Genomic DNA, 12269 nt, shown 5'->3' on the forward strand with positions numbered 1-12269 from the left:
GAAAAAATGAGAACGTTTTAGTTTAATCGATCCCCATTCGAATATCGATGAACATTTGTCTAGCCGCACGCAAGGCTAACTTGGGCCGACCGATTGTAAGAAAAGGCTGACAGATTAATTTCCTCTTCGATGCTAAGGTTAGTGTCGCCTTTGTTCGGATAGTGGCCGGTAAGGGCGTCCGAATTTATGTTGAATGCCTATCGCGTAGGCCGTTCGTCCAGAGCCTTTCGACTTAGCTCAGGACGGGGCCGTCGACCCGCCTAAGGACACGCTTGTCGAAGGGCTGTCCGGTGTCGGGGCAAACGGTTCTGCGACCGATAAGAATCAGCGCAAGAGTCTGCATTTCCTCGAATATGGCGCGTGGCGGGCTGCGAAGCTTAAGTAAACGGATGTACACGACTCGAAAATGACAATTCACACAAGAGAATAGCCGTGCGAAATGTAGTTCTGTTCAACGCACCGGAGCATCGGTTTGTTCTTCTCCATGAAAGCGAGGCGGGCGACGAAGAAGGCATCCGCTCCAATCAATATCTCGTTCTCCACGAGGGGTGCGGCGTACTGCTGGATCCGGGTGTTTTCGGTGTGATGCCGGGGGTGCTGACGGAGTTGCTTCAGTATATCGAGCCGCGCGAGCTAAAAGCGATTGTTCTGTCTCACCAAGATCCTGACATCATGGGAGGACTTTCCACGTGGCTGGAACTTACCGGAGCGCCGGTATACGTGCCCCGCGTTTGGTTGCGATTCCTTCCTCATTATGGCATCCGGGATTTGAGCCGCTTCGTTCTGGTGCCGGATGAGGGATTGTCATGCGAGTTCTCACCGGGATTCCAGTTGAAACTGGCACCAGCCCATTTCCTCCACTCGGAGGGCCAGCTCAACGTTTATGATCCCATCGCGAAGATTCTATTTGCCGGCGATATTGGCGCAGCAACGCTGCCTGGGGGCTTGGAATACGAATTCGTAGACGATTTCGCCCGCCACCTACGGTATGTCGAAGGGTTTCACCAGCGCTACATGTGCTCGATTCGAGCCATCCGATGTTGGGTAGAAACGATCGCCGGTTTGGAGATCCACATGCTGACGCCACAGCATGGGCCAGTTTATCGGGGCCGTACCGTGCAGGACTTCATCGACTGGTTCTCCAACCTGAAGTGCGGTATCGATCTGATGGGCCCTGGAGGGCGCTTTGCCGACGGAGCGCCTTAATGAACTCGGTGGATAGAATTTACCACGATACCGCCAGTATCCAAGTCGGCAGCCCCCATCAGCTCAACGCCTTACGCAAACTGGTGGTAGAGCAGTTATCTGCATTGCTGGAAAGCCAGACTCGAACCCATCTATTCGACGCGACTATTCAAGCCATGGTCAGCCGCGTACATGCGAGCCTCATGGCGGATCTTCAGACTGACGCGGCGTGCCCTGGGAGCCATCTGCTGGATTATTGTCGGCGATTGGATCGCAACTTGAAGCTGCTGGCGGACGAACGCCAGCGGCAATGGCGCCGGAACGGAGAGCATATCCAGGAGCTGCTCACGGAATTCAATCAAACAATGGATATCCTATCTTCGACGCTGGTGGAAACTGATCTGCTCGAGCGCCAAAGCCGGATACTGGAACAAATCATTTTCTCCCCTGAGCGGGTGACTCACTGGGAAGAGTTTGTTCGAGAGATCCTTTCGAGCTTCTGCGATATTTTTCGCTTCGATTTCTTTTATATCGCTTTTCTCGAAAATCACGGTTTATCACTGTTCTTCTATTATTCCGGTGCCTGTTCCGAACGAATCAAATGTTCGGTCAAGGAGCGATTAATCGCCGAAACCATCGAGAAACTCGGGTTGCCGCCAGATGTCGCGGTCGAGGTCGAGGAATATCAAACCGGTGGCGCCGCAAGGCTGACCGATGTTAACGACATTCGGACTCTGACCGTCACGCTGCCCGATTACGCGCCGCAGCTTGCCGGACTGCTCGGAGTCGTTTACGCGTCGCCAACACCACTCGGCGCTCAGGAACTCAGCATGATCCGGTCTCTACTGTCGGTCATGGTTATGGTGGTCGGATCGAGCCGGTTGTTGGGCCATACCTTAGACGAGCTGGAATACTATGCTACACACGACCCGCTCACTGGCCTTTGCAACCGACGGCGCTTTACCGAAGCGCTGGACTACGAAATCGATCGCTCGGCGCGGCATGGACACGAATTTTCGATTTTGTTGCTCGACTTGGACGATTTCAAGAATATCAACGATTCATTCGGTCATCCGGTCGGCGACATGGCGCTGGCCCAAATCGGCGAATGCCTAAACGACCATTTACGTAAAGGAGATATCGCGTTCCGCATCGGTGGCGACGAATTTGCGGTGATTCTGCCGGAAACACCTCCAGCAGGGGCTTTCAGGGTGGCAGAGGTACTACGGGATAGGCTGCGCGGAATGCGGTTGGCAAGCCCGGACGGGCGCCAGTTCTTTATAACCGCGTCGATCGGTGTGGTCAGTTACCCGAGGGATGGGAACGATGCGGCAGATTTGGTTGCCGGTGTTGACCTCGTCCTCTACCATGCCAAAAGGATGGGCAAAGACGAAGTGTCCACGCTCGAGTCGGTGAACAATTCGCCAAAGCAGAGCCGCAATAGCCGGGTCTATGCGGAAGAGCTTAGGCTGGCCTTAAGAGAGGGTCGCATCGTCCCTTACTATCAACCGATCGTCGACAGTAGAACCGGAGGACTATTTGCGTACGAAGCGGTCGCGCGGCTCATCGAGCCGGGACGGGAAGCCGTATCGGCCGAAGTGTTCATCAATACGATAGAAAAATACGGCCTGGCCGGAGAATTGGACAAGTCTATTCTGACCGCCGCGTTTTCCGCCGCGCGTCAGATGATCAGAGCGGACGGTTCGACACCTCGCCTATTCATCAATTTGTCGGCCGAGGAGATGCGGGACCGCGGCATTCTCGGCTTTGCAAAGGATTTATGCGATCGACTCGAGTTCCCGCCGGATCGAGTCGTTTTCGAGATCGTGGAGCGTGAGGCGATCGGGTACCTGGCTCATATGCGCAAGTTCCTCGCCAAGTTTCGGCGTATAGGCTTTTCCTTCGCCCTTGACGATTTTGGGAGCGGATACAACTCTTTCCATTATTTGCGGGAATTGCACTTCGAGTATGTCAAGATCGACGGCGAGTTCGTGCGCAATATCATGAACTCCCGTATTGACCGAGCATTGGTGAGCAATCTCGCTAGCCTTTGCCGTGATCTCGGCACCAAGACCATCGCAGAGTTCGTCGAGTCCGAACAAACTTTAACGACTCTTCAGGACATGGGGATAGATTACGTCCAAGGGTTCCATATCGGGATGCCGATGCCGGAGTCGGCGCTGAAGCTTGTCGTATAAAGCGGACGCGGCTGTCGTCCCATTAGCGTTTGTGTGTCTCCTCGATGCGGCTGATCAGAATGCCGTCAGCAATTCGGGTTTCCATTCTTTCATTCGCCTGGATGTCATGAACGGAGCGGATGATTTTCCCAGTATCCGATCTGGAGGCGACAGCGTAACCTCGGGTCAGCGTTGCCAGAGGGCTCACGGCCTGAAGGTGCTCGGCTAGCCCGGAGACATGCTGCACCTGCTTTTCGAGTACCCGCTGAATCGCGCGAAAAAGTCGTTGACAAACCTGGCTTCGTCTCATCTCCAACATCCGTAGGCGCTGTTGGGGCTGGTGTCTGGCCAAGATCGCCAGCTGGGTCCGGAGTTGTACGTCTCTTTTCGATATGGCGTTTCTTATCGCATGTCCGAGTCGGAGTTCCAATTGGTCCAGTCGCTGGTTCTGGGTTTGCAGCCGCCGGCTAGGGTGCTCTTGGCGTAAGCGCTTGCCGAGAACCCGTAGCGTTTCCCTGTGGCGTTCGAGTATTGCTTTCATGCGCTGACATATCTGTTGGTCAAGCCGCTGGAAGCGAGCCAATAACACGGCGCTGTCGGGCGCCACCGCTTCGGCAGCGGCCGATGGCGTCGGCGCACGTAGATCGGCCACAAAATCGGCTATGGTGCTATCGATTTCGTGTCCGATTCCTGTTACGACGGGTGTTTCGCATTTAAAGATGGCGCGCGCCACGATTTCCTCATTGAACGCCCACAAATCCTCAAGAGAGCCGCCGCCGCGAGCCACGATGAGAACATCGCAAAGCTTGAGCCGGTCGGCCGTCGCAAGAGCGTTTACGATCTCCTGTTTCGCTTCGGTGCCCTGTACCTTGACGGGAAAAACAATGACCGGAGCCGTTGGGTAGCGGCGTTTTAACACTGTGAGAACGTCGTGGACGGCTGCCCCCGTTGGCGACGTGATTAGGCCGATACACCGCGGCAGTTCGGGAATGGGTTTCTTGTGACGAGCATCGAACAGCCCTTCGGCGGCTAAACGCTGCTTCAAGGCCTCGAAGGCGCGCAGCAGCAGGCCGTCGCCAGTCTCCTCCATATATTCGACGATCAGCTGAAAATCACCGCGCGGCTCGTAAAGACTGACTTGCGCCTTGATCAATACGTGGTCGCCGTTCTCAGGTTTGAAGTCGAGGAGCTGGCTTTGTCCGCGAAACATCGCACAACGAACCTGCGCTTCGGCATCTTTCAGGCTGAAATAAAGGTGCCCGGACGAAGGTATCGAGAGATTGGAAATTTCGCCTTCAATCCAGATGGTGCCGAAGCAGTCATTGAGCAAAAAGCGGGCCTCGCGGTTCAGACGAGAGACGGTGTAAACCGTTTCCGGGCGGGAGGCGGGCGTGGCGGACACGGTCATAGGGATGCGATCGCGACTCAGAACTTCATTAGCCGCTATTCCACACCACGCTTGAAGCGGTGAATAAGACGGCGCTCTTTCTTGTTTGGCTTAGCTTCGGGTTGGAAACCAAAGGATCGTTCTTCACGTCGTCTGGCGACCTCCGCTTGTCGTCGCGCGATGCTTTCCGGTGTCTCTTCATAGAGCAACGCGGCTTCCGGGGCCGGCCGACGCTGGGCCGACAAGGCGCGTACGGTGATGTCCCACACATATTGATCCTTAGAGATTCTGAGCTTTGCGCCTACACCGATTTCCTTTCCTGGCTTGACGCGTTGCCCGTTCAGATGAACTTTGCCCCCGTTGATGGCATCTATTGCTAACTGGCGGGTCTTAAAAAACCGGGCGGCCCACAGCCATTTGTCCAAGCGCATCCGCTCTTCGGCTGCCGGCCGGTTCTCACCATCACGAGCGCGCGCCATAAAACTTATGAAGCGGTAGGCGTTTCCACCGTTAACCCGGACTCCTGCCAGAGCTTGTATCCCCCGGCAAGGCTAACGGCCTTCTCGTAGCCCAGTTTCTTAAGCGTTTCGGTTGCCAGCGCCGAGCGGCCGCCGGTCTGACAATAGACCAAGATGTCGGCGTCGCGGCGATTTTGAAACGCCGGATGACTATCAATTTTGAACTCCAGCACGCCGCGTGGAATATTGATCGCGCCCGGCAATGCGCCGAGTACGTATTCCTCCGGTTCCCGAACGTCAAGGACTAAAACTTTGCCGATAAGGGTTTTAGCTTCGTCAGGATTGACTTCTACGATGTGCCGCTTCGCCTCGGCGACAAGATCCATAGCAGTTAAAGGCATGAAAATACTCCTCTCCAAGTCACTTTATGGTACGCCTGTGAAGATCGATTGGGTATAGGCAATCTCTGCATGAGCCTGAAACAGGAGTTCCACATTTAGTTGGTTATGTGATAAGATGCGCCTATAAACAGCGGGTTATTTTTGAGTGCGCGAATTGTCTCGTCCCGCTTTGAGAAAGTTTGCCCCATAGGGGCTTTTTTAGTTTTTGAGGAACTAACAATAGTCAAAGATGGGCCGTTGCGCCCATTTTTTGTAAGTGAAATTTACGAGGTCGCAATGAAGCCGCAGGAACGTTTGACAGGTTTGATCGAGCCGGTCGTCAGCGGCTTGGGATATGAGCTGATAAGCGTAGAATTCGATGCTCACCGGCGAGTGCTGCGAGTCTATATCGACAATGAGGCGGGTATCTCGCTCGACGATTGTAGCAAGGTTAGTTACCAATTGAGCGGCGTGCTTGATGTAGAAGATCCGATTCCCGGTCGGTATCAACTCGAAATCTCGTCGCCCGGTCTTGACCGGCCCCTCTCCAAGTTGGAGCACTTCGCACGCTTCAAAGGCTGTCAAGCGCGCTTGCAGCTTGCGTACCCAATTGGCGGGCGTCGCAAGTTCAAGGCGTACCTTGCAGGCGTAGAAGGCGATAACGTCCTCATTCAAGAAGGTGGCGAAACGCTGCGAGTTCCGTTCGAATCCATTGAGAAGGCGCGTCTCGCGCCCGAATTTAGCAGTTAAATCTGAGGACGACGCGATGGCGAATAAAGAAATCTTGTTGGTAGTGGATGTTGTATCCAATGAGAAAGACATCGATAAAGAGGTTATTTTCAGCGCTATAGAGGACGCCCTTCGCACCGCGACAATCAAGCGTCACGACAACAAGATCGATGTCCGCGTGTCGATCGACCGGAAAACCGGGGATTATGAAACCTTCCGCCGTTGGCGGGTCGTCGACTTTAACCCGGATTACGAAGCAGGCGTGGAAAATCCGAATGTCGAGATTGCCTTGGAAGAGGCACGAAAGATTCGGCCCGAAGTTCAAGTCGGGGATTATATCGAAGAGCCTATCGAGTCGATCGAGTTCGGGCGCATCGCCGCGCAAACCGCCAAGCAGGTGATCGTGCAGCGAGTACGGGATGCGGAACGCCGCAAGGTGGTCGATGCCTACAAGAGTCGGGTGGGCGAACTTGTAACAGGCGTGGTCAAGCGCGTGGAGCGGGGTAATGTTTATCTCGATCTGGGCGGGAACGTCGAGGCGTTTATTCCTAGAGACGAAATGATTCCACGCGAGGCGGTGCGAACAGGCGATCGCTTGCGAGGCTATTTGAAAGCTGTGCGTCCGGAAACGCGTGGACCTCAATTGTTTGTTAGTCGTACTGCGCCGGAGCTTTTGATCGCCTTGTTCAGATTGGAGGTTCCCGAGGTAAGCGAAGGGATTATCGAAATCAAAGGAGCGGCGCGAGATCCCGGGGTTCGCGCTAAAGTCGCGGTAAAAAGCAATGATCTGCGGCTGGATCCGGTGGGTGCATGCGTAGGCATGCGCGGTTCGCGTGTCCAAGCGGTCTCGAATGAGCTGGCTGGTGAACGCATCGATATCATTTTGTGGAACGAGAATGATGCTCAATTCGTGATCAACGCCATGTCTCCGGCGGAGATCGTTTCCATCGTTGTCGACGAAGACAAGCATTCGATGGATATCGCGGTCGCCGATGAAAATCTGTCTCAGGCGATCGGGCGTGGCGGACAGAACGTGCGTCTGGCGTCAGAGCTGACTGGATGGACACTTAACGTTATGGGGGCCTCTCAGGCGGAAGCCAAGAATGAGCTTGAAACGGCCAGGATCAAGCAGTCCTTCATCGAGCAATTGGATGTGGACGAAAGTATCGCTGAGATCTTGGTAAGGGAAGGATTCTCGACGGTCGAAGAACTGGCTTACGTTCCGGCTAAGGAGCTCCTGGAGATCGAAGAATTCGACACTGAAATCGTCGAGGAATTGCGAAATCGTGCACGCGATGCCTTGCTGATCAAGGCTATCGCTAATGAAGAGGTGTTCGAAACTTCGGAGCCGTCCAAGGAATTACTCGAGATGGAAGGAATGGACCGGGAGTTGGCTTTTCGCCTTGCCGCTCGAGGTGTGCGGACGGTCGAGGATTTGGCCGAACAATCGGTCGACGAATTGCTGGACATTGAAGGTATGGACGAAGCAAGGGCTGCGAGTTTGATCATGAAAGCCCGTTCTCCGTGGTTTGCTGAAGGTTAAGAGGATTTCGACAGGGCAGGGGCTGAAAGAATGAGCGATGTGACGGTACGGCAACTTGCCGATGTGGTCGGCATACCGGTGGATCGACTGCTGATGCAGTTGGGTGACGCCGGTCTAGAAAAGAGTGATGCGGACGATGTTCTTAGCGACACCGAAAAGCTTCGATTCTTAAGTTATCTGCGGCAAAGCCACGGCCGAGGCCAGGGAGAACTTGCCGAGCCGAAGCGGGTAACACTGCAGCGACGCACGGTCAGCGAACTGAAACAAGGCAAGATTCCCGGCAAAGGCGTCAAGACGATCAGCGTGGAAGTTCGCAAGAAGCGAACGTATGTCAAGCGAAGCGAACTTCCCGAACTGAGTGAGCGGCGTACCGAAGCTGAAAAAGCACGGCAGGCGCTTGAGGAACAACAAAGAGAGCTCGAGGCTCAAGAGGCCTTGCGGGCGCAGCAGGAAGAGGCTCGGCGCAAAGCGCTGGAGGAAGAAGAGAGGAGAAAGCGCGAGGAAGCCGAGCGAGAGGCCGAAAGGCAGCGTTTGCTCGAAGAGGCCAGACGAGCGGAAGAAGAACGGCAGCGCGAGGAAGCTCGGCGCATTGCCGAAGAGCGGGAGCGTGCGGAAAAGGCGGTTAGTCTGGACGAACGTGAAACGCCCGCGTCTGAACCAGAGGCGAAACCGCCCAAAAAAGCCCCGGCGCGTGTTCCGCCCACTGAAGGGGAAGAAATCGAGCTTCCGCGTCATCTCGAGCCCGAACCCAAGCGCGCCAAGAAGAAACCGGGATCGGAGCGTATCAAAGGGCGGGGTGAAAGTCTGCGCGAGCTTTCCGGTATCGAGGATGTAAGAAAGGATAAAAAGAAAAAGCTCAAAGTTACCAAAGGTCCGATTGCGTCTCCGGAAGTGCGGCACGGCTTCGAAAAGCCGACTGCCCCGGTGGTGCGCGAGGTTGCTGTACCGGAGTCCATTACGGTGTCGGACCTTGCTCAAAGGATGTCCGTGAAAGCGACCGAGGTCATCAAAACATTGATGGGTATGGGCGTTATGGCCACCATCAATCAGGTGCTCGATCAGGATACCGCCATGTTGGTGGTCGAAGAGCTTGGGCATAAAGCGATCCAGCAAGTCGAGAACCCCCTGGAAGCCGAGCTCATGGCAGCCATGTCGGCCGCTACGGAGGCGCCGCAATTGCCGAGAGCGCCCGTAGTTACCATCATGGGACACGTCGATCATGGCAAGACTTCGCTACTCGACTACATTCGCAAGAGCCGAGTTGCAGCCAGCGAGGCGGGTGGCATCACCCAGCATATCGGCGCATATCAGGTCAAGACCGATCATGGTGCCGTGACCTTTTTGGATACGCCCGGCCATGCTGCGTTTACGGCCATGCGCGCGCGCGGGGCAAAGGTCACGGATATCGTCGTGCTCGTGGTCGCAGCCGACGACGGCGTGATGCCGCAAACTCGCGAAGCCATCGACCATTCCCGTGCGGCAAACGTTCCCCTGGTCGTGGCGATTAACAAGATCGACAAGCCGGAAGCCGATCCCGATAGAGTGAAACAAGAGCTTACGGCACTCAATGTCGTCCCGGAAGAATGGGGTGGGGATACCCAATTCGTAAATGTCTCCGCCAAGAGCGGGGAGGGCATCGATGCCTTGCTGGATGCCATACTGGTGCAGGCCGAGGTTCTTGAACTCAAGGCGCCTATCGAGATACCGGCGAGCGGCGTGGTATTGGAATCGAAACTTGAGAAAGGCCGTGGACCGGTGGCGGACATTCTCGTGCAGCGCGGGCAACTCAAGAAGGGCGATTTCATCTTGTGCGGCATGGAATTCGGGCGCGTCCGAGCGATGTTCAACGAAAACGGCAAGCCCGTGAAGGAAGCCGGACCCTCGACACCCGTCGAGGTGCTAGGGCTGTCTGGTGCACCGAATGCGGGCGATGAGTTCATCGTCGTCGCGGATGAGCGAAAGGCGCGCGAAATCGCCTTGCACCGCGAGGAAAAACTGCGCGTCAGCAAATTGGCGGCGCAGCAGGCGACCAAACTCGAAGATGTCTTCTCCCGCATGGAAACCGGCGAAACGGTGGACCTCAATCTGATCATCAAGGCCGATGTGCAAGGTAGCCTTGAAGCCCTGAGGGCGTCGTTGACGGAGCTTTCGACCGATAAGGTCAAGGTCAAGGTCATTGCCGGTGGAGTCGGCGGTATCAACGAGTCAGACGCCAACCTCGCTCTGGCATCCAACGCCATCATCATCGGATTCAACGTCCGTGCCGATGCGGGTGCCCGGAAAATCATCGAGGAACGGGGTATCGATCTGCACTATTACAGCGTGATCTACGATGTGATCGATGAGGTCAAGAAGTCGATCAGCGGCATGCTCGAACCCGAGTTCAAGGAGCAGATCGTTGGCATTGCCGAGGTTCGGGATGTATTCCGTCACCCAAAATTCGGCGCCGTTGCCGGCTGCATGGTCGTCGACGGTCACGTAAAACGGAATCTGCCGGTCCGCGTACTGCGAGACAATGTCGTGATTTTCGAAGGCCAGTTGGATTCGCTACGCCGCTTCAAAGAGGACGTCAGTGACGTCAAGGCAGGTATGGAATGCGGTATAGGCATCAAAAACTATAACGACATCAAGGTCGGGGATCAGATCGAAGTTTTCGAAAAAGTGCAAGTGCAACGATAGACGATTTGGAATTGGGACAGTCTAAAATTGTATGCCTCGGGAATTTAAACGAAGTGACCGGGTTGCTTCGCAGCTGCAGAGGGAAATCGCCGATCTTATTCGGACGCAGGTGAAAGAACCGCGCCTCGGAATGGTTACGGTGAGCGATGCCGAAGTCAGTCGGGATCTGGCGGTGGCCAAAGTTTTCGTAACCTTTCTGGGAGCTACGGAGCCGGTCGAAACATGTCTGTCACTGCTATCGGCGAAGGCTCCGATGCTCCGTCGTGAGCTGAGTAAGCGCCTTCACATCCGTAACATGCCGGAGATCCGTTTTGTGTTCGATGATTCAATCGAACGGGGCATGCGTATTGATGCGCTGCTGAATCAGCTGCGCGCAGAGTCGAAAAGCGAGGAGTGAATAGGAGATTCATGAGCCGTCGCAGCGATTTGTACTCCATTAACGGGGTTTTGCTGTTGGACAAAACCGCAGGTATGACGTCGAATGCGGCGCTGCAAAAGGTCAAACGGCTTTTGAAGGCCCGAAAAGCCGGTCATACCGGCAGCCTGGATCCGCTCGCCAGTGGTTTGCTCCCGATTTGTCTTGGTGAAGCAACGAAATTATCAGGATTCCTCCTGAATACGGACAAACGCTATAGGGTCCGGGTGCGGCTGGGAGTAACGACGCTTACCGGTGATTCCGAGGGCGAGATTGTCGAGACTTGCCCGGTTCCGCCTTTGGACGAGAGGGTGATCGAACAGGCGCTCACGCGTTTTCGCGGTGAGATTCTTCAGATTCCGCCTATGTATTCAGCGCTGAAGCACCAAGGTCGACGCCTGTATGATTTGGCTCGTCAGGGAATCGAAGTGGAGCGAGAAGCCCGTCGTGTGACCATTTCTGAGCTGAAGCTTGTGAACTTCGATTCGACGAGTCTGGACCTGGACGTTGCATGCTCAAAAGGTACTTATATTCGCACCCTTGCCGAGGATATTGGTAAATCGCTCGGCTGCGGTGGCCATGTCGAGGTGCTGAGACGTACTGGTGTGGGCGGTTTATCGGTTGCCGACGCTTATACGCTGTCCTACATGGAATCACTGAACGCCGACGAATTGTTGAAATTGGTTCTGCCGATGGATCGTATCGTCGTCGATTTGCCAGCGGTGAGGTTAAGCGAGGAACTGGGCTTTTATGTACGGAGGGGACAAGCGGTTCTGGTTCCGAATGCCCCGCTTCAAGGATGGGTCAGATTATATGCAAAACCGTCCGTGTTCATGGGAGTGGGCGAGATTCTTGACGACGGAAGGGTAGCCCCTCGTCGTTTGGTCAAGGTGGCTCGGGACGCGTCTCGGGAGTTGATTCATTAGGAGATTTTGGGAACGTGCCTCGTGTCAAGACCGGTGGCTTTGTGATTGAAACGCATACAGGGCTACCGTTACAATTGCGTGTTTGTTGAGTTAAACGTATTTAGGAGACAAGAAGTGGCTTTTGAAGCAGCAGATAAGCGCGCTGTTATGCAGGAGTATCAGCGTGGGCCGAATGATACCGGTTCACCGGAAGTTCAAGTGGCACTCCTCACTGCTCGAATCAATCACCTCACCCCTCACTTCATCAAGCACAAGAAAGATCACCATTCACGCCGTGGCTTGTTGCGCTTGGTCAACCGACGCCGTAAGTTGTTGGATTATTTGAAAAAGAAGGATTCCGAGCGCTATCGGGCCTTGATCGAGCGATTGGGGTTGCGTAAATAGTTGTCC

11 protein-coding genes are annotated in these 12269 nt (G+C 55.0%); 8 read left to right on the top strand and 3 right to left on the bottom strand.

The annotated features are described in order from the left end of the window. Positions 1-432: 432 nt before the first annotated feature. Positions 433-1206 carry an oxygen-binding di-iron domain-containing protein gene (locus QEN43_RS01945; RefSeq protein WP_317963652.1) on the top strand — a complete coding sequence of 258 codons (774 nt, stop codon included), beginning with the start codon at positions 433-435 and terminating at the stop codon, positions 1204-1206. Next, positions 1206-3383: a putative bifunctional diguanylate cyclase/phosphodiesterase gene (locus QEN43_RS01950; RefSeq protein ID WP_051331751.1), complete on the top strand. Its 2178-nt coding sequence runs from the start codon at positions 1206-1208 to the stop codon at positions 3381-3383. Before QEN43_RS01945 ends, QEN43_RS01950 begins: the two co-directional genes overlap by 1 nt. A 22-nt stretch (positions 3384-3405) precedes the next feature. On the opposite strand, the gene xseA is transcribed toward QEN43_RS01950, so the two are convergent. Genes xseA through QEN43_RS01965 form a run of 3 tightly spaced genes read right to left on the bottom strand, consistent with a single transcriptional unit; the run spans position 3406 to position 5608 of the window. Continuing rightward, positions 3406-4770, bottom strand: a complete 1365-nt coding sequence (xseA, locus tag QEN43_RS01955) for an exodeoxyribonuclease VII large subunit (RefSeq protein WP_026610594.1) — start codon at positions 4768-4770, stop codon at positions 3406-3408. Positions 4771-4805: 35 nt separating this feature from the next. Beyond that, complete coding sequence (locus QEN43_RS01960; protein ID WP_235726623.1) at positions 4806-5180, bottom strand: RNA-binding S4 domain-containing protein; 375 nt, start codon at positions 5178-5180, stop codon at positions 4806-4808. Between the two features lie 53 nt (positions 5181-5233). Beyond that, positions 5234-5608 (bottom strand): rhodanese-like domain-containing protein, encoded by a 375-nt coding sequence (locus QEN43_RS01965; protein ID WP_026610596.1) that lies wholly within the window; start codon positions 5606-5608, stop codon positions 5234-5236. Between the two features lie 276 nt (positions 5609-5884). On the opposite strand from QEN43_RS01965, the gene rimP reads away from it, so the two are divergent. From rimP to rpsO, 6 genes are all read left to right on the top strand, one after another. Further along, positions 5885-6337: a ribosome maturation factor RimP gene (rimP, locus tag QEN43_RS01970; protein WP_026610597.1), complete on the top strand. Its 453-nt coding sequence runs from the start codon at positions 5885-5887 to the stop codon at positions 6335-6337. A gap of 16 nt (positions 6338-6353) precedes the next feature. Beyond that, complete coding sequence (nusA, locus tag QEN43_RS01975; protein ID WP_026610598.1) at positions 6354-7859, top strand: transcription termination factor NusA; 1506 nt, start codon at positions 6354-6356, stop codon at positions 7857-7859. Positions 7860-7889: 30 nt separating this feature from the next. Further along, positions 7890-10538, top strand: a complete 2649-nt coding sequence (gene infB, locus QEN43_RS01980; RefSeq protein ID WP_317963653.1) for a translation initiation factor IF-2 — start codon at positions 7890-7892, stop codon at positions 10536-10538. Between the two features lie 31 nt (positions 10539-10569). Further along, positions 10570-10935 carry a 30S ribosome-binding factor RbfA gene (gene rbfA / locus QEN43_RS01985; protein WP_036268949.1) on the top strand — a complete coding sequence of 122 codons (366 nt, stop codon included), beginning with the start codon at positions 10570-10572 and terminating at the stop codon, positions 10933-10935. Between the two features lie 11 nt (positions 10936-10946). Then, a complete protein-coding gene (gene truB, locus QEN43_RS01990) occupies positions 10947-11879 on the top strand; it encodes a tRNA pseudouridine(55) synthase TruB (protein WP_026610600.1) in 933 nt (310 codons plus the stop codon). Between the two features lie 114 nt (positions 11880-11993). After that, positions 11994-12263 carry a 30S ribosomal protein S15 gene (rpsO, locus tag QEN43_RS01995; protein WP_026610601.1) on the top strand — a complete coding sequence of 90 codons (270 nt, stop codon included), beginning with the start codon at positions 11994-11996 and terminating at the stop codon, positions 12261-12263. Positions 12264-12269: the final 6 nt, after the last annotated feature.

It is taken from the genome of Methylocaldum szegediense, assembly GCF_949769195.1.
Lineage (GTDB): Bacteria > Pseudomonadota > Gammaproteobacteria > Methylococcales > Methylococcaceae > Methylocaldum > Methylocaldum szegediense.

Bases quoted from the DNA above. Each gene is read 5' to 3' on its own strand.
- QEN43_RS01950 (WP_051331751.1), top strand. From the start codon at position 1,206: ATGAACTCGGTGGATAGAATTTACCACGATACCGCCAGTATCCAAGTC.
- xseA (WP_026610594.1), bottom strand. From the start codon at position 4,770: ATGACCGTGTCCGCCACGCCCGCCTCCCGCCCGGAAACGGTTTACACC.
- QEN43_RS01960 (WP_235726623.1), bottom strand. From the start codon at position 5,180: ATGCGCTTGGACAAATGGCTGTGGGCCGCCCGGTTTTTTAAGACCCGC.
- QEN43_RS01965 (WP_026610596.1), bottom strand. From the start codon at position 5,608: ATGCCTTTAACTGCTATGGATCTTGTCGCCGAGGCGAAGCGGCACATC.
- rimP (WP_026610597.1), top strand. From the start codon at position 5,885: ATGAAGCCGCAGGAACGTTTGACAGGTTTGATCGAGCCGGTCGTCAGC.
- nusA (WP_026610598.1), top strand. From the start codon at position 6,354: ATGGCGAATAAAGAAATCTTGTTGGTAGTGGATGTTGTATCCAATGAG.
- infB (WP_317963653.1), top strand. From the start codon at position 7,890: ATGAGCGATGTGACGGTACGGCAACTTGCCGATGTGGTCGGCATACCG.
- rbfA (WP_036268949.1), top strand. From the start codon at position 10,570: ATGCCTCGGGAATTTAAACGAAGTGACCGGGTTGCTTCGCAGCTGCAG.
- truB (WP_026610600.1), top strand. From the start codon at position 10,947: ATGAGCCGTCGCAGCGATTTGTACTCCATTAACGGGGTTTTGCTGTTG.